The following is a 22352-nucleotide window of genomic DNA, read 5'->3' as shown; positions in this document are numbered from 1 at the left end:
AAAGAATCCACTGGTTCGTCCAGTCGTATTCAGCCTCAGCTCATGTCCGATAACGGATTGAGCTGATGCTGAATTCACTCCTGAGAAGGAGAGGATTTAGCAGAACCTTGACAACTGCATAGGTGAGTCTGGAAAGACAAAAGCATCTCATAGAGGCTAGTTCGCAAGAACTAGTAATTCTATTTTTGAGAGCCGAGACCTTCTAGCGTTCTTCCCAATCCGCCGAGGAGCGGGGAGTTTGATCCTTGTTTCTAACTGGTGAGTGAGCAGAGAAATCTGCTGATTGACTAAGAGAAACTTGAGAGAATGGGCCTCAACAGCCTGAAGCGTTAGGAGGATTAATTGGTCAAGCTACAAAGGGCTCACGGTGGATACCTTGGCACACAGAGGCGATGAAGGACGTGTTTACCTGCGATAAGTCTCGGGGAGCTGGAAAAACGCTTTGATCCGGGAATTTCCGAATGGGGCAACCCCTAGAACGGCCAGCTGAATCTATAGGCTGGCGCGAGCCAACCCAGCGAACTGAAACATCTTAGTAGCTGGAGGAAAGGAAAGTAAAAACGACTCCCTAAGTAGCGGCGAGCGAACGGGGAAGAGCCTAAACCGATAGTTTCGACTATCGGGGTTGTGGGACAGCAACGTGTATCAGGGATGTTAGAGGAAGCGTTTGAATGGCGCGCCATAGAGGGTGAAAGCCCCGTATTCGAAAACTGAACTGAGCTAGCTGTATCCCGAGTAGCACGGAGCACGTGGAATTCCGTGTGAATCTGCGAGGACCACCTCGTAAGGCTAAGTACTCCTGTGTGACCGATAGCGCAACAGTACCGCGAGGGAAAGGTGAAAAGAACCCCGGGAGGGGAGTGAAATAGAACATGAAACCGTGAGCTTACAAGCAATGGGAGCCCTACTGATAGGGTGACCGTGTGCCTGTTGAAGAATGAGCCGGCGACTTATAGGCACTGGCAGGTTAAACCGGAAATGGTGGAGCCATAGCGAAAGCGAGTCTGAATAGGGCGTTAGTCAGTGTTTATAGACCCGAACCCGGGTGATCTAACCATGGCCAGGATGAAGCTTGGGTGATACCAAGTGGAGGTCCGAACCGACTGATGTTGAAAAATCAGCGGATGAGCTGTGGTTAGGGGTGAAATGCCAATCGAACCCGGAGCTAGCTGGTTCTCCCCGAAATACGTTGAGGCGTAGCGTCTAGTGCTCCAGCAGGGGGGTAAAGCCACCGTTTCGGTGCGGGCTGCGAGAGCGGTACCAAATCGAGACGAACTCTGAATACCCTGTGTGTAACTAGGCAGTCAGACTGTGGGGGATAAGCTCCATGGTCGAAAGGGAAACAGCCCAGACCGCCAGCTAAGGTCCCCAAATCAACACTAAGTGATAAAGGAGGTGGGATTGCCGAGACAACCAGGAGGTTTGCCTAGAAGCAGCCATCCTCAAAGGAGTGCGTAATAGCTCACTGGTCGAGCGATCCTGCGCCGAAAATGAACGGGGCTAAGTGTTGTACCGAAGCTGCGGATTAAACTTGTTTAATGGTAGGGGAGCGTTCTATGTGGGGTGAAGCGTTAGCGTAAGCGGGCGTGGACTGCATAGAAGTGAGAATGTCGGCTTGAGTAGCGAAAAAATGGGTGAGAATCCCATTCCCCGAAACCCTAAGGGTTCCTCCGGCAGGCTCGTCCGCGGAGGGTTAGTCAGGACCTAAGGCGAGGCCGAAAGGCGTAGTCGATGGATAACAGGTCAACATTCCTGTACTGATCATGTTTTGGGAAGGAGGACGGAGAAGGCTAGCCAATCCGGATGTTGGTTACCGGTCCAAGCGTTCGAGGCGTTGAGAGCTGGCGAAAACAGCTTGAGCTGAGGCGTGAGTGCGAGCTGCTACGGCAGCGAAGTTGGTGACGTCAAGCTTCCAAGAAAAGCCCTATACCCGTTAAGGCATGATTACCTGTACCCGAAACCGACACAGGTGGGGTGGTAGAGAATACCGAGGGGCGCGAGGTAACTCTCTCTAAGGAACTCGGCAAAATGACCCCGTAACTTCGGGAGAAGGGGTGCCAGCGCGAGCTGGTCGCAGTGAATAGGCCCAGGCGACTGTTTACCAAAAACACAGGTCTCCGCTAAGTCGCAAGACGATGTATGGGGGCTGACGCCTGCCCAGTGCCGGAAGGTTAAAGAAGTTGGTCAGCGCAAGCGAAGCTAACGACTGAAGCCCCGGTGAACGGCGGCCGTAACTATAACGGTCCTAAGGTAGCGAAATTCCTTGTCGGGTAAGTTCCGACCCGCACGAAAGGCGTAACGATCTGGGCGCTGTCTCGGAGAGAGGCTCGGCGAAATAGAATTGTCTGTGAAGATGCGGACTACGTGCACCCGGACAGAAAGACCCTATGAAGCTTTACTGTAGCTTGGTATTGTGCTCGGGCTCGCAATGCGCAGGATAGGTGGGAGGCTTTGATCCATTGCTTGTGGGTGATGGTGAGCCACTGGTGAGATACCACTCTTTGCGAGCTAGGGTTCTAACGGTTACCCGTTATCCGGGAACCGGACAGTATCTGGTGGGCAGTTTGACTGGGGCGGTCGCCTCCTAAAAGGTAACGGAGGCGCGCAAAGGTTCCCTCAGGCTGGTTGGAAATCAGCCGACGAGTGCAAAAGCAGAAGGGAGCTTGACTGTGAGACCTACAAGTCGAACAGGTACGAAAGTAGGCTTTAGTGATCCGACGGTTCTGAGTGGAAGGGCCGTCGCTCAACGGATAAAAGTTACTCTAGGGATAACAGGCTGATCTCCCCCAAGAGTTCACATCGACGGGGAGGTTTGGCACCTCGATGTCGGCTCATCGCAACCTGGGGCTGAAGTCGGTCCCAAGGGTTGGGCTGTTCGCCCATTAAAGCGGTACGCGAGCTGGGTTCAGAACGTCGTGAGACAGTTCGGTCCATATCCGGTGCATGCGCAGGAATATTGAGAGGATTTCTCCCTAGTACGAGAGGACCGGGAGGAACGCACCTCTGGTGTACCAGTTATCGTGCCAACGGTAAACGCTGGGTAGCCATGTGCGGAGTGGATAACCGCTGAAAGCATCTAAGTGGGAAGCCCACCTCAAGATGAGTATTCCCATGGCTTAAGCCAGTAAGGTCACGGGAAGAACACCCGTTGATAGGCTCTATGTGGAAGCGCAGTAATGCGTGAAGCAGAGGAGTACTAATAGACCGAGGGCTTGACCAAATCTCATCTCTCAAAACACAGTGACTGCAGAGTCAATGTGGAGAGCTTTTGACTTCCAGAGCGAGAGTTTGCTGTTGACGCAAGTCAATCAGCCAATCAACTCGTAACCTATGCAGTTCTCAGGGTTCACCTGAGAGCGAATCTCTATCCTGGTGTCCATGGCGCAGTGGAACCACTCCGATCCATCTCGAACTCGGCTGTGAAACGCTGTAGCGCCGACGATATTTGGGGGGTAGCCCCCTGAGAAAATAGGTCGATGCCAGGTAAAACATTCGCTCCAACAACTCAATCCATGCTGCTCTCTCTTGATGAGATGAGCCATGGGTTGAGACGAGAAGGCCACCCCAAAAGGGTGGCTTTTTTGTGCCTGGAATTATTTGGGCTTCAACGGGGCTGAGAGAGTCGCTGGTGTGCGCGCTTTGCGCAGGCCTATTGTTGATGCAAGCCAGATGAATCCCTAGGTGTTGCTGCGTTCGCGTCGATGGCGCGCGATTGTGAAGCCGTTCTGGAAGGCCTACCGCCTTTGGGATCGAGAAGATTGTGTGGATCTCAGTGCGGCCTTTGCGTATCACAGCCTTCAGTCCTTTTTCCCCATCCTTCTGATTGCGCTGGGCGTCGCTGGCCTGGTTCTGGGGCGGATGGATGGACTGGCCGATCAGGTCATCGCTGTTGCGGATCAGTTTTTGCCCCCTTCGGCCTTGCCCTTGGTGAGTACAACGCTGCTGCGTCTGTATAAGCAGGGGACCGGTGCGGGCTTGATTGGTGTCATTTTTCTGGTGATCTCTTCCACTAATGCCTATCTCAGTCTTCAACGCGGGGCGGATCGGCTTTGGGGTTTTCGGCCGATTCTGACTCCACCAGAGAATTGGAAAAAGCCGGTCTGGAAGTTCATTCGTAACCGCATTGAGTCACTGGTTGTTGTTGTTCTGATCGGCTTTTTTGTGGTTCTCGATCAGATCACGACCAACCTGCGTCTGCTCAAGCCCGGCAGCTGGAGACTGCTGCTGGAGAGCTGGCTTCCCGCCAAGCTGCACCTCTGGGCACCGGTTCCTCTGCTGGTGGACTTGGGCATCAGCGTCATCATTAGCTGCTCGCTGGCGTTTGTCCTGCTGGCCTTCATGCCGACCCGCAGGGTTCCCTTGCGTCCTCTCATTCCGGGATCGCTGCTGATTGGCTCAGCCCTCACGGCTCTGAACCTGGCCCTGGGCCGAAGCCTGATCTCACTGGGCGCGCGCTTTCAGGCCTATGGCGTCATTGGTGGTGTGTTGGTCCTCAGCCTCTGGGTTTGGCTGGTGGCCCTGGTCGTCTATTACGGCATGGCGCTCAGCGTGGTCTGCAGCAAGCGCCGCGAGCTTTCGGCAGGATGATGGTCCTGCGGCTGCTCCGTTTGCGCTAGGCGATGCAACGTCCGATTCCTTGGCTTTGGATCACGCTGATCGGCGTCCTGCTGATCGCTCCGGGGCTGGCTGGGCGTCTGTTCGTTGATGTCCTCGAGGGCATCACCTTGCTGTTGGTCTTGGGGCCCCTGGTCCTTGGTGGAGCGGGTTTTCTGGCTTGGCAGTGGTTCAAGCGCCGCATCGTGACCTGTCCGGCCTGCGGGACCCCCAGCGTTGGAGCGCCCGCTTGTCCGGCCTGCGGAGCGGACCTCAGCCAGGTGCGTCCCGCTGCCGCCGCGGCCAAGTCCGTCGATGCCCCCGCTAGCGATGCGGTGGTCGACGTTCAGGTGCAGGACGTCACGGATCGCTAGGGCTTTCCTCAGCCTTCGCTGGTTCGCGCCATCTCAGCGAGACGACGTTCCCGCAGGAATAAAAAGAAGGGCGCGGCGAAGGCAAAGGCGATCGTTCCTGCACTCAGCAGAACAATCCAGAGGTGACGCATCTGCAGGCGCCGGCTCTCTACGACGATCCAGATCGTGATCGCTGAAGCCCCCACCAACAGATCCCGCGACAGCGATTCAGCGGCGGGATTGGCATTGGCCAGGGCGATGAACTGGGCCAGGTCAAAACTGGCGCCGTACTCGCGCATGAACTCCAGGTTGGAGAGCCAGGGCAGCACTCCGCCCGCCACCGCCAGGGCGAGATAGAGCCAGGCCAGCCAGGGTTGCTGAGCGGGTTTGGAGGCCATCGCGGTCCCTAGGTGCTGAGTGCCTCCCATTCGACCACTTCCTGGGCCACCTGCTCGAGCACCACCTGGCAGCGGGCGGCATAGGCCTCCGCGCGGCGATAGAGGCCTGCCATCTCCTCGACCTCGAGCTCTGCGGACTGAAGCTTCGCAAGGGTGAGCTCCAGGGCCGTGTTGGCCTCTTGGTAGCTCAGGGCTTCGATCTCCTTCTGCCACTGCTCGGTTTCACTCGAAGCAGCGGCCTTGGCCTTGCTCGCGGGCTTCTTGCGTTTGGTTTGGGGTTTGGCTTCCGTCATGGCATCAGGGGTGAGGGCTGACCTGCTCCACCACGGCCTCGATCTTGCCGTCGATTAGCTCCAGCCTGAGGGAATCGCCCGCCTGGCTCTGGCTGACGGAGCGCAGCAGGGAGCCATCGGCCCTGCGCACCAAGGAGAAGCCGCGTCTGAGCAGCCTTTGCGGCGACAGGGCTTCCAGCAGTTGCAGCCGTTGCTGCAGTCGCTCGCGCTCCCGCTCGATGATCAGGCTGGGGTGGCATTGCTCCAGCCGCTGGCGCTGCAGCGCGAGTCGCTGCTGTCCCTGTTGGAGGCGATGCAGCATCAGTTGACGGACGATGGCCAGGCGGTGCTGGAGCCCCTGCGAGAGGGACTCGCGATCCGGCAGAAGCGCAACGACGGCCGCGGTCGGCGTCGCCGCGCGGTAGTCCGCCACAAGGTCGGCCACGGTCGTGTCGTCCTCGTGCCCTAGGCCAGTGACCACCGGGATCGGGCTCGCCGCCAGGTCGCGGGCCAGCTCCTCGTCGTCGAAGACGGCCAGGTCCTCTCGAGCGCCGCCCCCGCGGGCCAGAACGATGGCCTCGATCTGCAGTTCGTCGCTGCGCTCGAGCACCTCGGCCAGGCGCTTGCGGATGGTTGCGGCCACCATCCCCTGCACGGGAATCGGCACCACGTGAACCGTGGTCGCCGGCCAGCGCTCCTGGGCTGTGCGCAGCATGTCCGCCAGGGCGGAACTGGGAACGCTGGTTAAGAGGGCAATCGCTGCGGGCATCTCCGGCAGGGGGCGTTTGCGCTCCGCGGCCAAGAGGCCCTCGGGTTCCAGGAGCGCGCAGACCCGCTCGAACTGCCGTAGAACCGCGCTGAGGGCTGGACGGATGTCGAGGATCTGAACGCAGAGGTTGGCGCGGCTGGCCCAGAAGTTCAGTTTCCCCACCACCAGGACCCCATCCCCTTCGCTGGGCTGGTAGCTCAGGCGCTCCCGCTGGGAGGACCAGACCACACCGGAGATGGAGGCCGACTTATCCACCAGGGTCAGCCACAGATGCCCTTTTTTCAGTTGGGGCCGCGAAACGGTGGCCTCCAGCAGAAACCGGGGTGCAAAGCCCCGCTCCAGCAGCGAGCCAATGGCTTGATTGAGTTCCGCGACGCTGTAACGCGGGATGCCGGAGTCGCTCTTCATCACCGGCTCAGGCGCGCAGGAGCATCAGCGCTCGAGTTGGCGGTAGCAGCTCCACCAGTAGAGACAAACCACAGCACCGATGACGCTCAACGCCAGGCCGACGGCGTTCTGGACGTTGAACAGGGCAATGGTGGTCAGCACCAGGGCTGAACTCAGCAGTCGGGCACCGTCGCGGCGATTTTTGGCGTAGAAGCGGGCCAGGACTCTGCAGGACGCACAACCGCAGCCAGTTTGGCCCACCGATAGCGTTGGCGCGCCTTTGCCCGGGTGCCTGTGACGTCCCCTCGAGCGCGCCTACAGAGTCAGCTCGCCGCCCCCTTGCCGGAGCACCCCGAGCTGGTGCTGGTCACCGATCTCGACGGCACCCTGCTGGGGGGACCCAGCGAGGAGCGTCGTGGCTTCTATCGCTGGTTGGCCGAGCAGCGCGAGCGGGTACTCCATGTCTTCTGTACCGGCAGGGACCTGGGCGCGATCGCTCAGGTGCTGGGGCAAGACGAACCGTTGGGGCTGGCGGCCCCCCATCTGGTCATCGGTGATGTGGGTTGCACGGTGGCCTGCGGTTCTTCCCTGTTGCCGATCCCACTGGCGGTGGACCCCATTGAGCAGCGCTGGCAGGCCCTCGAGCCGCGGCTCCGCACGCTGCTGGAGGGGCGGCCTGGACTGGAGCTCCAACCCATGAGCTCGAACCGTCGTCTGGCCTTTTATGTCGACCTCGATCAGTTCGACCTGGGCCTCATCCCTGTGCTCGAGGCGGAGGGGGCGACGGTGGTGATGTCCGACAACCGCTATTTCGATGTCCTCCCGGGCGGGGTCGACAAGGGCTCAACCCTGCTGTCGCTGCTTGGGTGGTTGGAGGCGGATCACACCACGGTGGTCACCGCTGGGGACACCCTCAACGATCTGGCGATGTTTGAAACCGGCCTCAAGGGGGTCATGGTCGGCAATGCCGAGCCGGCCCTGGTGGAGCAGTTGCCCCGTCTCTCGGGTGTCTATCACGCCCAGGGCCATGGATGTCAGGGCATCGCCGAGGGGCTGCGCCACTTTGGTTTTGGCCACCTGATGGCCTAGCGCTGCTGTTGCTCCAGCCGCTTTTTGGTGAGGGCCGTGGGCGTGGCGTTGGCTGGATCCTCGGGCCAGGGATGGCGGGGATAGCGGCCCCGCAGGTCCCGGCGCACGTCCCGATACGCCCCAGTCCAGAAGCCCGCGAGGTCTTGGGTGATCGCCGCGGGGCGCCCCGCCGGCGAGAGCAGTTGCACCGTCACCGGCAGCCGTCCGCCCAGGACCGTCGGGGTGGTGGCGGCCCCGAAGAGCTCCTGCAATTTCACGGCCAGCACCGGTGTGCCGCTGCTGTAGTCGAGGCTGGCCTGACGGCCGGAGGGAATCGCCAGGCTGGTGGGCAGCAGCGTCTCGAGCTCCTGGCGCAAGGACCAGTCCAGACCGCTCCAGAGGGCCTCGCAGAGATTGAGTTGTTGCAAGTCCTGGCGCGAGCGCAGGCCCTCCAGTTGATCCCCGAGCCAGCCCAGGGGGTCGGCTTCCAGGACGGCATCGCTGCGGTCCAGCCAGGGGGCGCCCAGTTCCCGGTGGGCCAGGCAGAGACGCTGTTGCAACTGCCTTGAGCCCTTGCCCCAGGGCAGGGCCTCGAGCCCCAGATCGGCCAAGCCCTCGAGCAGCGCGGCGCGCAGGAGCTCTGCTGGGGGATCGCGCAGGGGCCGGCGCTCCAGCGTCAGCGCACCCAATTGGAGGCTCTCCTCGGCCTTGACCCGCTCTTGGCTGGGATCCCAGCTCACCAGTTGCAGGCGTTCGCCCTGCGTTTGGGCCAGGCTCTCCACGCTGCTCTGCGGCAGGGCCAAGGCCAGCTGGATGCGGCAGTCACTGCCTCCCCCATCGGCATGGGCAATGGCCAGGGCCTCGCTGCCCCAGAGGGGGTCGCCGGGATGCAGTTCGGCGCCACGGCCGGAGCGCAGCTGGTAGCGACCGGGGGCGCCTGGGCGCTGGAGGCTGACCCGCTCGGGGTAGGCCTGGGCAATCAGCTCGGCGCAGAACGATGCCTCCTCGCCACTGTTCAGGGTCGGTTGGGGGCGGTGGCGTTCTTGACCGGCGATGCCCTGGAGCTGGCGCTCCAGCTGCGCCTGCAGCTGCTGAATCGAGCGCCGGCGATGGTCTCGCCCGTCCTGCCGCAGCCAATCCAGCCGGCGCAGCAGATCACAGCCGGCCTCATCCAGCCGTAGGGGGTCCCGCTCGCTCAGCAGGGCGGCCAGGGCGCAGCCCAGGCTTGGTACGCCGAGCTCCTGGGCCTGCAGCAGCACCTGGCCCAGGCGGGGATGCACTCCCAGCTGGCTGAGTTGGCGCCCATGGCTGTTGAGTTGCCCGGTGTCATTGAGGGCGCCCAGTTGTTGGAGCAGCTCCTGCCCCTCCAGCAGATGGGGCCGTGGCGGTGGCTCCAGCCAGGGCAACTCCTCCCCCAGACCCGCGCCCCACTGGGCCAGTTGCAGCACCAGGGGGGCGGGGTCGGCCTCCAGCAGGGCCGGGGGATCGAAGGCTGGGCGCCGCTGCTGCTCCGCGGGGCTCCAGAGGCGGATCGCGCGCCCTGGACCGAGGCGTCCGGCGCGGCCAGCCCGTTGCTCCGCACTGGCCTGGCTCGTCGGGAGCGTGACCAGGCTCTCCATGCCGCTGGCGGGGTCGAAGCGGCTGCGGCGGCTGAGGCCGCTATCGATCACCAGGGCGACCCCGGCGATCGTCAGGGAGCTTTCGGCAATGGCTGTTGCCAGCACCACCTTCCCCGCGGGGCTGCGGCTGGCTTGGATCGCGCGGCTCTGCTCCCCCAGGGGCAAGTTGCCGTGCAGGGGGCAGATCTCCAGGTCCTGGGACCAGTTGGTCCGCGCGATCGCCTCCTGGCACTGCTGAATCTGGCGTTGTCCAGGGAGGAACACCAGGGCGGTCTCGTGGTCCTGCCGTTGGTCCAGCCATTGGCTCTCCAGGGCCCGGACCACCTGGGCGGAGAGGGTCTCACGCTCTCGAGCCGGTTGGTGCTGCACCGCGACGGGGAAGCTTCGTCCTTCGCTGGTGAGCAGCGCGGCCTCGGGCAGCTGTTCACGCAGGGGCTGGAGGTTGAGCGTCGCTGACATCACCAGCAGTCGCACCTCCGGTGCGATCACCGCCCTGGCCTCCCGCAGCAGCGCCAAGGCCAGGTCCGCCTCGCTGCGGCGCTCGTGAAATTCGTCGAAGATCACGCAGGCCACCCCCTCCAGGCTGGGGTCGGACTGCAGCTGCCGCAGGAACAGGCCGTCGGTCAGCACCTCCACCCGGGTGGCGGCTGAGACCCGGCTCTCCAGGCGGACGCGATAGCCAATCCGTTGGCCAACGTCCTCGCCAAGACTGCTGGCCAGACGCTGGGCCGCGGCTTTGGCAGCGAGCCGGCGCGGCTCCAGCATCAAGACCCGCCCGCTCTCCGGGGGCAGGGCCTCAAGCAGGGCCAGGGGCACGCCTGTGGTTTTTCCGGCCCCCGGTGGAGCCTGCAGCAGCAAGGTTCCGCCCGCTGGAAGCCGCTGCACCAGCTCGGGCAGCAGCGGCTCAATCGGAAGCGGCACGGTGGGTGATCCGGGCGTCAGCGCACGTGGCGCGCGCCATCGACCGGGTGGTACAGCTCACCGGTCAGCTCTTCGTAGACGATGGCCGGCAGACCGGTTTCAAACATCGTCTGCAGGGCTTCTTTGAGATAGGGGTTCCAGCCGCCGGTGTTGACGTTGCCGTGGCGCACGGTCCAGTCCCAGGTGCCCTGGAGATCCCTAGGGATGCGGCCTTCGCGGTCGCGGCGGGTCACCAGATCCTGGGATTCAACGAGGCCCACCAGGATGGGCTCCTTGCCGTAGGCGGGAGTCAGGATCAGTTCCAGGCGAACGGGATCCTCTTTCACCAACTTGAGCTGGAAGCGCGGGGGCAGCTTGATGGCCTTGAGCACAGCAGCCACGATCCGGGTTCTTTGCTCCACTCAGCCTCCGCCAATGTTCACAAGCACCCACTGGTTGTACCAGCTGGAGGGTCCAAGCGGGTTGCTCTGGGGTCGTTCAGTCAGGCGGGTTACTCGTCGTCTTCGCCAAAACGCACCGTGAGTAGGTCGTCTTGGGTGAGCTGTCCGTCCTGATCCAAGAGCTCGGGGTGAATCGTCAGCCGCCCTGTTCGATCCCCCTGGGGCGTGCGGTCCCGGTCACCGGGACGGGGCACGGCTGAGTAGCCGCGGGCCATGATCCGAAAGGCCTGCCAGAGCAGTCCGATGAAGCAGGCGCCGTAGACCAGCGGCAGCAGCTTGCTGGCGACCAGACCGAGATCGGGTGTGGTGGCGAGCATGGCAGAGCTCTGGAAGGCCGACTGCCCCATCATCGCGCGCCCCCCGGTGCTTGCGTGCCCTGGAGCGTTCTGCTTACGGTTTCGCAGATTTGCTCTTGGTTCCATGGCTGGCGCAGCAGCACGGATGGCCGGCCTTTTGCTGGCGGCAGGTGCTGGCCCTGTCCTCGTGGCTCTGCCACCGGTGGCGGCCCAGAGCGCGCCGGCGCCGGCCCTGACCCGCCAATCCTTTGTGGCCGAGGCGGTGAAGCGCACCGGCCCTGCGGTCGTGACGATCGATACGGAGCGCACCGTCGTGGTTCCAGGGGGATCCCTGGTCACGCCCTTCCCGTTTAACGACCCGAGGCTGCGGCAGTTTTTCGGGCTGCCGCCCGGGGGCGGAGCGACCCGGATTCCTCCCTCCCAGCGGACTGAGCGCGGCCAGGGGAGTGGGGTGATCTACGACCCCTCGGGCTTGCTGCTGACCAATGCCCACGTCGTCGAGGGCACGACGCGGGTGATGGTCGGTCTGCCCGACGGTCGCCGGGTGGAGGGCAAGGTTGTCGGCAGTGACAGCGTCACGGACCTCGCGGTGGTCCGCTTGAGCGGGCCAGGTCCTTGGCCTGTGGCCGCCCTGGGCGATTCCGATGCCCTGCAGGTGGGCGAATGGGTGATCGCGGTGGGCAATCCCTTCGGCCTGGATCAAACCGTGACCTTGGGGATCGTCAGCAACCTGAACCGCAACGCCGCGGCGCTGGGGATCACCGATAAGCGGTTGCAGCTGATTCAGACCGACGCCGCCATTAATCCCGGGAATTCCGGTGGGCCCTTGCTCAACGCCGACGGGGAGGTCATTGGCATCAACACCTTGGTGCGCTCCGGCCCTGGGGCGGGCCTTGGCTTCGCCATCCCTGTCAATCAGGCCCGATCGGTGGCCCAGCAGCTGGTGACCAGCGGCAAGGTCAGCCACGCGATGGTGGGCGTTGCCCTAGAGCCCGTGCGCAATGTCTCTGGGGCAAGGGTCCGCAGCGTGATGCCCGGCGGGCCAGCGGCTCGCGCTGGGGTCCGCGCTGGTGATGTGGTGGTGGCCGCGGCGGGGCAACCCGTGGCTGATCCGGCGGCCCTGATCCAGGTGGTCAGTCGCCATGGCGTGGGCCGGCCGCTGCTGCTGGAGCTGGAGCGAGATGGCCAGCGTCTGGAGGTCCGCGTGACCCCCGTCGAGCTCTCGACCTTGATGCAGCGCTAGGGCGTCATTGCTGCTCGCGCAGCACCTCAACGCATTGGGTCACGCATTCGCCGTCATCCACGGAGCAGGCCGTGATGCATTCGAAGTAGCTGCTCACCGGATCCCCCTCGCTTCGGGCGGGGATGCCGGGGGTGGCGTGGGCCCGGGGGAAAGCCGATGGAGTTGCGTTGAACAGGGGATCCATGGCCGGCTCTCGATGGGCCTTAACAGCCTATGCACAAGTGTTCAATAACCCCTAGAAAAATGAGTCATCTTGCCTAGTGCTTTGTGAAGTTTATGCGTTAGGTATTTCTTCGCTCTGCCCTGTGAACTTGAGGCGGTTTTCCTGTCAGGCAGCGGATTTGCGGGCGGCTTCCTTCGCTTTTTGCTTGTCGCGTTTGGCCTTGCGCTTGGCCTCCTGTTCGGCGGCCTCGAGGGCGGCCTGGGCGGCTGCAGATTCCTCGGCTTTCTTCTCGCGGTAGTAGGCATAATCACCGCGGTAGACCACTAATTCGCCGTCGCGGATCTCGACAATCTTGTTGGCCACGCGGGAGATGAAATAGCGGTCGTGGCTGACCACCAGAGCGGCCCCTTCGTAGTCGCGAAGAGCGCCCTCCAGCATCTCCTTGGCCGGGATATCCAGGTGGTTCGTCGGCTCATCCAGCACCAGCAGATTGCAGGGGCTCAGCAACATCAACGCCAGGGCCAGCCGGGCCTTCTCGCCTCCGCTGAGCTTGCCCACCTCCTTGAAGACCGCGTCATTGCTGAAGCAGAAGCTGCCCAGCAGGGAGCGCACCTGGGTTTGGGTCCAGTCCGGAACGGCTTCGAACATCGTGTCGATCACCGTTTTGCTCAGGTCGAGCGCCTCGGCTTGGTTCTGCTCGAAGTAGCTGGCGATCACGTTGTGCTCGCCAAGCCCGGCTGAGCCCTCGTCGGGCGTCTCGATGCCCATCACCAGTCGCAGCAGCGTCGACTTGCCGGCCCCATTGGGTCCGACAAAGGCAATCCGGTCCCCCCGTTCAATCTCGAGATTGGCCCCTAGAAAGAGGATCTGCTCGCCATAGCTGTGGCTCAGGTCCTTGATCTCGGCGATCAGACGGCCGCTGCGCGGAGCGGGCGGGAACTGGAAGCGAGGACCGCTGACGCTCTCAGTCGGTGCCTCAATCCGCTCCACCTTGTCCAGCAACTTTTCGCGGCTCTTGGCCTGGGTGGATCGCGTGGCGCTGGCGCGGAATCGATCGATGTAGGCCTGCTGGGTGGCGAGTTCCTTCTGTTGCCGCTCAAAGGCGGCTTGCCCGGCTTCGCGCTCGAGGGTCTTTTGCTCGAGGTGGTTGCTGTAGTTCCCTAGGTAGCTGCGTGAGACGCCGCGTTCGGTCTCGACGATTTGGTTGCAGACCCGATCGAGGAAGGCTCGGTCGTGGCTGATCACCACCAGCGGGCAGGTTTGGCCGATCAGATAGTCCTCAAGCCACTGGATGGTCTCGACATCCAGGTGGTTGGTTGGTTCGTCCAGCAGCAGCAGATCGGGCTCCTGGAGCAGCACCTTGCCCAGGGCGATGCGCATCTGCCAGCCCCCGGAGTAATCCCCCACGAGCTGCTCGGCCCCCTCGGGGCTGAAACCGATGGTCGGCAGCAGCTTGTCGATTCGGGCGTCGAGCTCGTAGCCGTGCAGTCCCTCAAAGCGGCTTTGCAGCCGGCCCAGTTCATGGATCAGGGCATCGAGGTGGTCGGGGTCGTTGGCGGCCTGCTCAGAGCCCATCTCCTCTTCCACCTGACGCTGGCGGTTGAGCACCTGGGCGGCTTCGCCGAAGGCCTGGAACAACTCCTGCCGAACCGTCCGCGACGGGTCAACGTCGAATTCCTGCTGCAGGTAGACGATGCGGGGTTCCCCCTGCTTCACCACCTGTCCGCTGCTGGGCTCCTCCAGCCCAGAGATGATCCGCATCTGGGTGGATTTGCCGGCGCCATTCACGCCGACCAGGCCAATGCGGTCCCCGGTTTTCACCTCCCAGGTGACATTCCGGAGCACCTCGCCCGTGGGATAGATCTTGGAGACGCGTTCGAGGCGAAGCAAGGCGGTATTGGTAGAGGGCGCCGGTTCGGGCTCACGCCCTGGGTCGTACCGACATCATCTCCCTCCGGCTGATTACAGGCCGATCAGCCCTGCAGACTGGAGGTTCCTGACTGCATCGACCGCCATGGTGAAGCGACTCGAGCAGGTGGCGGCCCTGGTGGTGGCCGCCGGCCTCGCGATCGTGAGCTACTGGCTGTTCTTCAGTTGGATGGGGGAAGACCGCCGGCCCCAGCGCAACCGTTCAGAGTCCGCCGCGGGCCTTGAGCAGCCATTGCTTGGTGTCGGGGTCTTCGACGCTGGCCAAGTGGGCTTTGACGTCGTCGCGGCTCACCGGGAGTCCCCAGCTTTGCCCCAGTTCACAGATGCGGCTGAGGGTGCCTGAGGGATCCTGCAGGGCTTGCCGGAAGAGCTCCTGGGTGAGGTCTTGATCGCTGCGGATGCGCTCATAGAGCGCGGGGGCATTGCCGGAACTCATGGATTCTGCGGCCGGACCCTCTCACCCTATAAATCGCATCGGCTCTTGCCGATCCTTCGCGACGGAAGTTGATCTCAGGGGTGGTGCCTGAGTCCCGGTGGCTCGGCGCAGAGCCCGAGAACGGAGGGCTGCGAGGCCCCGGTCACCGACGTCAGCGAGCCACTGGCTCCCAGGCCGTGCCACCAGGCCAGCAGGGCAAAGGCCAGGGCCTCCCGGTCGCTGTCGGCAATGCCCAGCTCAGCGAGGGGCCGCAGGCAAAGGCCGCGGCAGCGGCGGCGCAGTTCCCGCATCAAGGTGGCGTTGCGTGCCCCGCCCCCCGCGACCAGCAGCTCCAGGGCCGGAGGGGCCTGCCGCAAGTCCTGCGCGACCACCGCCGCCGTGAAGGCCGTCAAGGTGGCCAGGGCGTCAGCGGGCTGGAGCGGATTGAGCTGCTCCAGGCGCCGCTGGAGGTCGGCTGCGCCAAAGAGCTCGCGGCCCGTTGATTTGGGCGGTTGGCTTTGGAAATAAGGTTCCTGCAGCCAGCGGCTGATGAGGGCTTCATCGGCCTGGCCTTCCGCCGCCCAGGCACCGCCGGCATCAAAGCTCCGCTCGCCCTGGCTGAAGTGTTGAACCGCCAGGTCCAAGAGGCTGTTGGCGGGGCCGCAGTCCCAACCCAGCACCGCTGCTTGGCGGTCGGGGCCGGAGCGGGGCGGCAGCAGGGTCAGGTTGGCGATGCCCCCGAGGTTCAGCAGGGCACGCCAGCCGCCGATCGGGGGAAGCAAGGCGGCATCGGCCGCCGGCACGAGCGGTGCGCCCTGGCCGCCCAGGGCCAGGTCGGCGGCGCGGAAGTCAAACACCACCGGAGTCCTCAGCCGCCAGGCCAGGCGTTGCGCGTGCAGCAGTTGCCAGCTGTTGCCGGTGCGCTCGCCGCTGGGGGGGCGGTGCCAGAGGGTCTGGCCATGGCAGCCCACCCTCTGGGCGCTGCCCTCGGGGTCGCAGGCCAGGGCGGCCTGGGCCTGCACCTCCGTCAGCGCTTCACCGAGCTCGAGCAGCTCCGCGGCGCTGGTGGGTTGCCCTTGGCCGACCGCCACGATCTGAGCGCGCAGGGCTTCGGGGTAGGGCAGGGAGGCACGGCTGTGGATCTGCCAGCGGGGCCGCCTGATCGGGCCGCTGAAGCTGGCGAGCACCGCATCAACGCCATCGGCGCTGGTGCCGCTCATCAGTCCCAAGACCCGCATGCGCAGACAAAAGCCCCCGGGAATTCTCCCGGGGGCCGAGGACCCTGACGAGGGTTCAGCGACTCACTGTCACTTGTTGGGTTGCGGAGTCATGCGCAGGTAGGGCTTGATCTCGGTCACGCCCTTCGGGAACTTGCTGCGGGCTTCGTCGGTGGGGATCGAGGGAACCACGACGCAGTCCTGACCGTCGGTCCAGTTGACCGGGGTGGCCACCTGGTGGTGGTCGGTCAGTTGCAGGGAGTCGATCACCCGCAGGATCTCGTTGAAGTTCCGGCCGGTGCTGGCGGGGTAGGTGATCTGCAGGCGCAGCTTCTTGTTGGGGTCGATGATGAACACCGAGCGCACCGTCAGGTTGTTGAGCGAATTGGGATGGATCATCCCGTAGAGATCGCTCACCTTCTTGTCTTCGTCGGCCAGGATCGGATAGTCAACTGTGGTCTTCTGAACCTCGTTGATGTCGCAGATCCAGCCCTTGTGGCTCTCGGCGGAATCGACGCTCAGGGCGATCGTCTTGACGTTGCGCTTGTCCCACTCGGACCGCAGCCGGGATACCTCGCCCAGCTCGGTGGTGCAGACGGGGGTGTAGTCCGCGGGGTGGGAGAACAGCACAACCCAGCTGTCACCAGCGAAGTCGTAGAGGTTGATCGGACCCAGTTGGGAGTCCTGGGTGAAATCGGGAACGGTGTCGCCGAGCTGCAGAGGCATGGCCGTGGCCGGTTGGAGGCAAAAATGGTGGCATATCTGCAGCGGGGCCTGACGGACCTCAGGCGAAAAGGCTGCGCTTGAGGTGCTCGAGCCCAAGCCCGCCGGTGGCCGAGACGAACAGCACCTGGGGGTCCAGCGCTTTGGCCTGATCGATCGCGGCCTTGGGGCAGCGGTCGATTTGATTGGCGATCAGTTGCCGCGGGACATCGCTGCCGAGTTGATCGAGGATGGCGTGGACGGTGCTGAGCTGCTCGCACCAGCCGGGGTCGGAGAGGTCCACCACCAGCAGCAGTTGATCGGCATCCAGGGTTTCTTCGAGGGTGGAGCGGAAGGCTTCCACCAGCGGCGGCGGTAGGTCCCGGATAAAGCCCACCGTGTCGGTCAGGAGCAGGTGCGCCGGGGCTCCCCCATCCGGGTTGGGCTGCACGATCCGGCGGGTGGTGGGATCGAGGGTGGCGAAGAGTTTGTTTTCCGCCAGCACCGCCTCCTGCTGCGGCGCTTTGCTGAGGGCGTTCAACAGGGAGCTTTTGCCGGCGTTCGTGTATCCCACCAGGGCGAGGCGGCGCTGGGTGCGGCGGTTGCTGCGCAGCCGAGCCCGGTGTTCCCGCAGCTTCTGCACATCCCGCTGCAGCTTGTCGATCCGGCGGGCGATGGCCCTGCGGTCTTTTTCCAGTTGCGTTTCCCCTGGGCCTCGAGTGCCGATCCCGCCCCCCTGCCGCGAGAGCGAGAGGCCCCGGCCCGCGAGCCGCGGCAGGCGGTAACGCAGCTGCGCCAGCTCCACCTGCAGCCGGCCGGCGGAACTGGCGGCCCTCTGGGCAAAGATGTCGAGGATCAGCTCGCTGCGGTCACTGACGGGCAGCTCGAGCCGGGCCTCCAGGGTCCTGGCCTGGGCCGGGGTGAGTTCGCGATCGGTCACCACCAGCGATGCGCCGAGACGCCGGGCCTCCAGCGCCGCCTCCTGCACCTTGCCTTCGCCCCAGAGGTTCTGGCCGTTGCGGTTGGACTGGCGCTGCACCACCAGCCCCAGGGGCTTGGCGCCGGCACTGCGCACCAGTCCCTCGAGCTCGGCGATTTCACGTCGGGCATCCTCCGGATCGCTGGGGCTGAGCACCAGCAGCAGCACCTGCTCTTGGCCCGCCAGCGCCCGGGCCGGCGGGGCCTGTTGGGGCTCGGGCGGTGCCAGCTCACAGAGCACCGCAAGGTCGTCCTGCTCCAGGGGCTGCCAGGGGCAGTGGGGATCTGAGCTGGGGCTGAAGGCGGCGGCCGGCCAGCGGCCGCCGGCCTGGGGACTGTTGCCGAAACGCAGCCAGAACCCCGGCTGCAGATCGAGCCCGACGACGGCCTCATGGCCCTGGGGCTCAAGGTGTTTGGCCCGCCCCACGCAGGTGATCAGGCGCAGGGCATTGCCTTGCCTGCGGGGGCCGCCAGGCAGGCGCTCGAGCAGCCGGCCCGATTGCTCTAGGGGGCCCACCCAGAGCAAGCGGCAGAGCCCCCGCTCATCCAGCACCAGGCTCAGCGGCAGGTCCAGCTCGGCGCTTTCGGCCGCCAGGCGCTGAAGACTGATCCAGTCCACCCCGGCACTCTCGGGATGACGCCGGTGGCTGAGCCGCTCGAGGCGTCTGGTCTGGGCGGGCCGCAAGCCGGCGGTGCGGCCCATGAGCGCGGATTGCTTCAAGGGGTGCCGTTCGGTTTCGCGCGCTTGATCAGTAGGCAGCGGATCCCCGCGGCCGCGGCGCTGGCCTGGTCCTCGGGGCTATCGCCGATGTGCCAGACCTGCTCGGCTGGGAGCTCCAGTTGCTGCAGGGCAGCCTGCAGCGGCAGGGGACTGGGTTTGGCGGCTCCGACCACGGAGGAGACGACGACGGCATCCAACAGAGGACTGAGCTCCAGGGCCTCGAGCAGTGGCAGGAGGCGCTGATCGAAGTTGCTGACTACCGCCAACTTCAGCCCCCGCTGCTGCCAGCGCTGCAGGTTCTCGCGCACATCGGGGTAGACCAGCCAGGGGTCAGCCTTGGCGAAGTGCTGGAACAGGGTTGTCCCAAAGCCTTCGGGCAGCGGACACTCGTGGCCGCAGGCTGCGAAGACCCGGGCGACCAGGGTGGTCCACCAGCGCTCTTCCGCCTCGAGCAGTGCCTCACCGCTGAGCCCAGGGAAGGCCAGCTCAGGTGCCTGGCGAAAGAGACCTGCAAAGACGCCATTGATGGCCTCCGGGGCGATCGTCAGGCCGAACGTCTCAGCCACGGCTGCATAGCTCTCACCGACCGACTGGCGCAGGCCAATCAGGGTGCCCATGGCATCGAGCAACAGGCCGCTGGGTGCGCTCATAGCCAGTTCGCCAGCCAGCCGCCGGCCACCTTGAGCTGTTGGGGGAGTCCGGGCATGCGCGCCAGGTAGGCCAGCCGCCGCAGCTGAAAGGCGGCGGGGCCGGCCAGGGTCACTCCCATGCCGGTCAGGCTGGCTTGGCCGACCCCCAGGCCCATCATTTCCCCTAGGTCGTTCCAGACGAAGTCCTCCAGGGAGGCGCCAAGCCGAAGCCGTTGCAGGTTGCGGGCGATGCAGCTGGCCTGTTGGTAGGCCACCTGGGCGTTGGCGGGATAGAGCGCACCGCAGGAGTCCGGGCAGGCCGCGGCATCCCCCAGGACAAAGAGGTCTTCGCTGCCCTCCACCTGAAGGGAGGGGGAGCACTTCAGCCTGCCCCTCGGGTCCAGCGGCAACGGGGGCTGCAGTTCCGGAACGCTGGCGGCCAGGCCCGCGGTCCAGATCACCCCATCGCAGCGCAGGGCTTCGGTGCTGTTGGTCCCATCCCCCAGCCGCTGCAGCTGCAGGCCGGTGGCATCGACGCTGGCCACTCGGGTATTCAGGCGCAGCCGGATGTCCCGTTGTTGCAGTGCCTTGCCGGCCTGCTCCCGGTTGAAGGCCTTGGCGATGGGCAGCAGCTCTGGACCTTGCTCCACCAGCTCGAGGATGGCGCTGCCCTCCAGCAAATCCGCGAGTTTGCAGGCCAGCTCAACGCCGCTGGCCCCAGCGCCGACGATCCCGATCCGCTGCAGCGGCGACTGCTTGGTTTTGAGTCGCGCGATCCAGCCCTGGATCTGCTCGACGTCCTCCAGCTCACGAAATCCAATGGAGTGCTCGCGCACTCCCGGGATCCCATAGGTCTCCAGTTGTCCCCCACTGGCAATGACGGCGTGGCTGTAGGGCAGCTCGCGCCCGCGATCGGTGGTGATGGTGCGGCGGCTGCGGTCGATGCGGTTCGCCCGCTCTTGGATCCAGACCACACCGGAGCCCGCCAGAAGTTCCCGGTAGCGGGGGGCAATTTCCCAGCGCTTCAGCTCCCCACTGAGCAGCTCGTAGAGCAGGGGTAAGAACAGAAAGTGCTCCCGGGGCTCCAGCAGCAGCACCGAGGGGTGCTCACCGGAGGCCGCCAGTTGCAGAGCGGTGTTGAGTCCGCCGAAACCACCGCCGATCACCACAACAGCTGCGGGCTCAACCTCGGATGGGGGCACGGCAGACGGTGGGGAAGAAGACCAGGGCGAACCCTAACCATCTCCCCCCACATTGGAAGATGGTGCGATGACCACGTCTGCCAACCCTTCCGCGCCCAGCTTCGACACCCAGCAGGCCTGTGAGCAGCTGCGGGCGTTGAGTGCGCTTGAGCGCATGCGTTGGGGGTTGGAGACCTTTGGTGATGGCTTCGCCCTGACCACCAGCTTTGGCATTCAGGCTGCGGTCTCGCTCCACCTGGTCAGTCAGTTGGAGCGCCCGGTTCCGGTGATCTGGGTGGACACGGGGTATCTGCCCCCGGAGACCTATCAGTACTCCCAGATGCTGGTGGAGCATCTGGGCCTGAAGCTGCATGTGGCCCAGTCCGGCGTCAGTCCAGCGCGCATGGAGGCTCTCCATGGCCGCCTTTGGGAAACCGGTCAGGTGGAAGACCTGGAGACCTATCACCGCATTCGCAAGGTCGAGCCCCTGGACCGGGCGCTCAACGACCTCAAGGTCACCTGCTGGGCCAGTGGTGTCCGCGGCGGCCAGACCGACCACCGCAAAGCGATGGAGCCCGTCCAGCTGGTCCGTGGCCGCTGGGCCCTGCGCCCCTTGCTGGATTGGAACAACCGCGACGTCTTCTATTACATGCAGGAGAACGGCCTGCCCCAGCACCCTCTGTTCGATAAGGGCTACTCGACGGTCGGCGACTGGCACTCCAGTGCCCCCGATGACGGCAGCACCAGCGGACGGGCCACCCGCTTTGGCGGTCTGAAGCAGGAATGCGGCATTCACCTGCCCGGGATGGCCGGCGAGGGCATCTAAATGGCCGAGCTGTTGCTGGTGGGCAACAGCCGATGGCACTGGGCGGAGCGCTCGCCCTCGGGCCTGCGCTGCTGGGATAGTCCGCCCCCGGATCCAGACCCGGCTTGGTCGGCGCCGCCATTGCGGGCTTGGGCCGCGGTGGGTGCTCTCCCTGCTGCCTTGGCCTTGCCAGAGGCGCAGCGCATGCGGCTGGAGCAGGTTCCCCTGGCCGAAGCCCCCGCCTGGCTTGGCATTGATCGCGCCCTGGCGGGCTGGTGGGCGTGGCGGCAGCAGCAGGGAGCGGTGCTGGTGGCCGATGCCGGCACCAGCTTGAGCCTCACCCTGGTGGATGAGAAGGGACGCTTTGCTGGCGGCCGTTTGAGCGCGGGCCTAGCGCTGCAGCTGCGCAGCCTGCATCAGGGAACCGCGCAGTTGCCGCTGACCCAGCCCGACGCCGAGAACCTGCCGCCCTGGCCGAGGGAGACCGCCGCTGCCATGGAGGTGGGCTGTCTGCAGGCGATGGTCGGTGCGGTCAATCAGGCGATGGAGCAGCTGGAGCACGGCTGCACGCTTTGGCTGACCGGCGGCGACGCCCAGCGCCTGGCCCCCTGGTTGAACCCGAGTCCGTTGGTTGTGGCCCCGCAGCTGTGTCTGGAGGCCCTGGATCAGCTCAGTTGATGCCGAGGTCCTGAAGGATGTCGTCGGCCATCGAGGCCGCCTTCACCTTGAGGTAAGCCTTCTCGATCTTTCCTTCGGCATCCACCACAAAGGTGTGGCGCATCATGCCCATGTACTCGCGGCCCATGAATTTCTTGAGGCCGTAGCTGTCGTAGCTGGCGGCTACGGGGCAGGGCTCAGCGTCACTGAGCAGGGTGAAGGGCAGGTCGTACTTGCTGATGAATTTGCTGTGGCTGGTGGCGCCGTCCTTGCTGATCCCCAGCACCGCGATGCCGTGTTTCTCAAAGCTGGCCCACTGATCGCGGAAGTTGCAGGCTTCCTTGGTGCAGCCCGGAGTGTCGTCCTTGGGATAGAAGTAGATCACCACCCGCTGCCCCCGGAAGCTGCTGAGGCTGACGCTGTTGCCGCTTTGATCAGGCAGGCTGAATTCCGGTGCGACGTCTCCGACCTGCAGGGCCATGGGGGGTGAGGGTTCAACTGGCGGGAGCCTAGAAGGACTGCCAGCGCAGGCGCCCCAGCTCTGGCTCAGCCCACTGGCGCAGCCCTCTGCTGCAGGCCTGTCCCCCCAGGAGCAG

At 64.5% G+C, this 22352-nt stretch carries 22 protein-coding genes and 2 rRNA genes; 8 read left to right on the top strand and 16 right to left on the bottom strand.

Translation table 11 applies throughout. From position 1 onward, the window contains the following. Positions 1-344 precede the first annotated feature (344 nt). The 4 genes from LY254_RS05910 (at position 345) to LY254_RS05895 (ending at position 4967) form a co-directional block, all read left to right on the top strand. Positions 345-3220 (top strand): 23S ribosomal RNA (locus tag LY254_RS05910). Positions 3221-3368: 148 nt separating this feature from the next. Then, positions 3369-3485 (top strand): 5S ribosomal RNA (rrf, locus tag LY254_RS05905). A gap of 196 nt (positions 3486-3681) precedes the next feature. Beyond that, the gene (locus tag LY254_RS05900; protein ID WP_247479580.1) at positions 3682-4587 is read left to right on the top strand and encodes a YihY/virulence factor BrkB family protein; all 906 of its coding nucleotides are present in this window, start codon (positions 3682-3684) and stop codon (positions 4585-4587) included. Positions 4588-4619: 32 nt separating this feature from the next. Then, positions 4620-4967, top strand: a complete 348-nt coding sequence (locus LY254_RS05895) for a zinc ribbon domain-containing protein (protein WP_247479578.1) — start codon at positions 4620-4622, stop codon at positions 4965-4967. 8 nt (positions 4968-4975) lie between these two features. On the opposite strand, the gene LY254_RS05890 is transcribed toward LY254_RS05895, so the two are convergent. From LY254_RS05890 to LY254_RS05875, 4 genes are read right to left on the bottom strand one after another with little or no spacing between them, the layout of a single operon-like run. After that, complete coding sequence (locus LY254_RS05890; protein ID WP_247479577.1) at positions 4976-5344, bottom strand: DUF2834 domain-containing protein; 369 nt, start codon at positions 5342-5344, stop codon at positions 4976-4978. A gap of 8 nt (positions 5345-5352) precedes the next feature. Then, positions 5353-5637 (bottom strand): exodeoxyribonuclease VII small subunit, encoded by a 285-nt coding sequence (gene xseB, locus LY254_RS05885; RefSeq protein WP_247479575.1) that lies wholly within the window; start codon positions 5635-5637, stop codon positions 5353-5355. Between the two features lie 4 nt (positions 5638-5641). After that, positions 5642-6793, bottom strand: coding sequence for an exodeoxyribonuclease VII large subunit (xseA, locus tag LY254_RS05880; protein WP_247479573.1), 1152 nt, complete (start codon positions 6791-6793; stop codon positions 5642-5644). A 24-nt stretch (positions 6794-6817) separates the two neighbouring features. Next, positions 6818-7033 (bottom strand): hypothetical protein, encoded by a 216-nt coding sequence (locus LY254_RS05875; RefSeq protein ID WP_247479572.1) that lies wholly within the window; start codon positions 7031-7033, stop codon positions 6818-6820. A gap of 33 nt (positions 7034-7066) precedes the next feature. Between LY254_RS05875 and LY254_RS05870 the strand changes: the two genes are divergently transcribed. Beyond that, the gene (locus tag LY254_RS05870) at positions 7067-7861 is read left to right on the top strand and encodes an HAD family hydrolase (RefSeq protein WP_247479571.1); all 795 of its coding nucleotides are present in this window, start codon (positions 7067-7069) and stop codon (positions 7859-7861) included. Here the strand turns inward: LY254_RS05870 and hrpB are convergent. The 3 genes from hrpB to LY254_RS05855 all read right to left on the bottom strand — a co-directional run bounded on the left by hrpB (position 7858) and on the right by LY254_RS05855 (position 11137). Further along, entirely contained in the window at positions 7858-10380 is a 2523-nt protein-coding gene (gene hrpB, locus LY254_RS05865; protein ID WP_247479570.1) for an ATP-dependent helicase HrpB, read from the bottom strand. The genes LY254_RS05870 and hrpB overlap by 4 nt on opposite strands. 17 nt (positions 10381-10397) lie before the next feature. After that, on the bottom strand, positions 10398-10781 hold the full coding sequence (locus LY254_RS05860; protein ID WP_010313138.1) for a hypothetical protein: 384 nt from the start codon (positions 10779-10781) through the stop codon (positions 10398-10400). Between the two features lie 89 nt (positions 10782-10870). Continuing rightward, complete coding sequence (locus LY254_RS05855) at positions 10871-11137, bottom strand: DUF2973 domain-containing protein (RefSeq protein WP_029626000.1); 267 nt, start codon at positions 11135-11137, stop codon at positions 10871-10873. A 103-nt stretch (positions 11138-11240) separates the two neighbouring features. Here LY254_RS05855 and LY254_RS05850 point away from each other — a divergent pair, with 103 nt between their 5' ends. After that, positions 11241-12359: a trypsin-like peptidase domain-containing protein gene (locus LY254_RS05850; protein ID WP_247479569.1), complete on the top strand. Its 1119-nt coding sequence runs from the start codon at positions 11241-11243 to the stop codon at positions 12357-12359. A 4-nt stretch (positions 12360-12363) separates the two neighbouring features. Here LY254_RS05850 and LY254_RS05845 read toward each other — a convergent pair whose 3' ends face one another. The 8 genes from LY254_RS05845 to LY254_RS05810 all read right to left on the bottom strand — a co-directional run bounded on the left by LY254_RS05845 (position 12364) and on the right by LY254_RS05810 (position 20315). After that, complete coding sequence (locus LY254_RS05845) at positions 12364-12543, bottom strand: hypothetical protein (protein ID WP_010313131.1); 180 nt, start codon at positions 12541-12543, stop codon at positions 12364-12366. A 144-nt stretch (positions 12544-12687) separates the two neighbouring features. Next, the gene (locus LY254_RS05840) at positions 12688-14412 is read right to left on the bottom strand and encodes an ABC-F family ATP-binding cassette domain-containing protein (RefSeq protein WP_247479567.1); all 1725 of its coding nucleotides are present in this window, start codon (positions 14410-14412) and stop codon (positions 12688-12690) included. 241 nt (positions 14413-14653) lie between these two features. Further along, positions 14654-14887: a hypothetical protein gene (locus tag LY254_RS05835; protein WP_029625999.1), complete on the bottom strand. Its 234-nt coding sequence runs from the start codon at positions 14885-14887 to the stop codon at positions 14654-14656. A gap of 74 nt (positions 14888-14961) precedes the next feature. Then, the gene (locus tag LY254_RS05830; protein WP_247479565.1) at positions 14962-16104 is read right to left on the bottom strand and encodes an anhydro-N-acetylmuramic acid kinase; all 1143 of its coding nucleotides are present in this window, start codon (positions 16102-16104) and stop codon (positions 14962-14964) included. Between the two features lie 69 nt (positions 16105-16173). After that, positions 16174-16809: a peroxiredoxin gene (locus LY254_RS05825; RefSeq protein ID WP_010313112.1), complete on the bottom strand. Its 636-nt coding sequence runs from the start codon at positions 16807-16809 to the stop codon at positions 16174-16176. Between the two features lie 58 nt (positions 16810-16867). Further along, positions 16868-18466 carry a GTPase HflX gene (gene hflX / locus LY254_RS05820; RefSeq protein ID WP_247479563.1) on the bottom strand — a complete coding sequence of 533 codons (1599 nt, stop codon included), beginning with the start codon at positions 18464-18466 and terminating at the stop codon, positions 16868-16870. Between the two features lie 14 nt (positions 18467-18480). Next, complete coding sequence (locus LY254_RS05815; RefSeq protein ID WP_247479562.1) at positions 18481-19134, bottom strand: HAD-IA family hydrolase; 654 nt, start codon at positions 19132-19134, stop codon at positions 18481-18483. Continuing rightward, positions 19131-20315: an NAD(P)/FAD-dependent oxidoreductase gene (locus LY254_RS05810; protein ID WP_247479560.1), complete on the bottom strand. Its 1185-nt coding sequence runs from the start codon at positions 20313-20315 to the stop codon at positions 19131-19133. The genes LY254_RS05815 and LY254_RS05810 overlap by 4 nt, the downstream gene beginning before the upstream one ends. A 67-nt stretch (positions 20316-20382) precedes the next feature. On the opposite strand from LY254_RS05810, the gene LY254_RS05805 reads away from it, so the two are divergent. Beyond that, positions 20383-21120: a phosphoadenylyl-sulfate reductase gene (locus tag LY254_RS05805; RefSeq protein WP_247479558.1), complete on the top strand. Its 738-nt coding sequence runs from the start codon at positions 20383-20385 to the stop codon at positions 21118-21120. Beyond that, the gene (locus LY254_RS05800; protein WP_247479556.1) at positions 21121-21777 is read left to right on the top strand and encodes a type III pantothenate kinase; all 657 of its coding nucleotides are present in this window, start codon (positions 21121-21123) and stop codon (positions 21775-21777) included. On the opposite strand, the gene bcp is transcribed toward LY254_RS05800, so the two are convergent. Continuing rightward, positions 21770-22237, bottom strand: a complete 468-nt coding sequence (gene bcp / locus LY254_RS05795) for a thioredoxin-dependent thiol peroxidase (RefSeq protein WP_247479554.1) — start codon at positions 22235-22237, stop codon at positions 21770-21772. The two genes, LY254_RS05800 and bcp, sit on opposite strands and share 8 nt — an antisense overlap. Between the last annotated feature and the right edge of the window lie 115 nt (positions 22238-22352).

Source organism: Synechococcus sp. NB0720_010, assembly GCF_023078835.1.
In the GTDB taxonomy this organism is placed as follows: Bacteria; Cyanobacteriota; Cyanobacteriia; order PCC-6307; family Cyanobiaceae; genus Vulcanococcus.
Note: the sequence above shows the minus strand (reverse complement) of the source record. Positions and strands in the feature narration are given on the sequence as shown.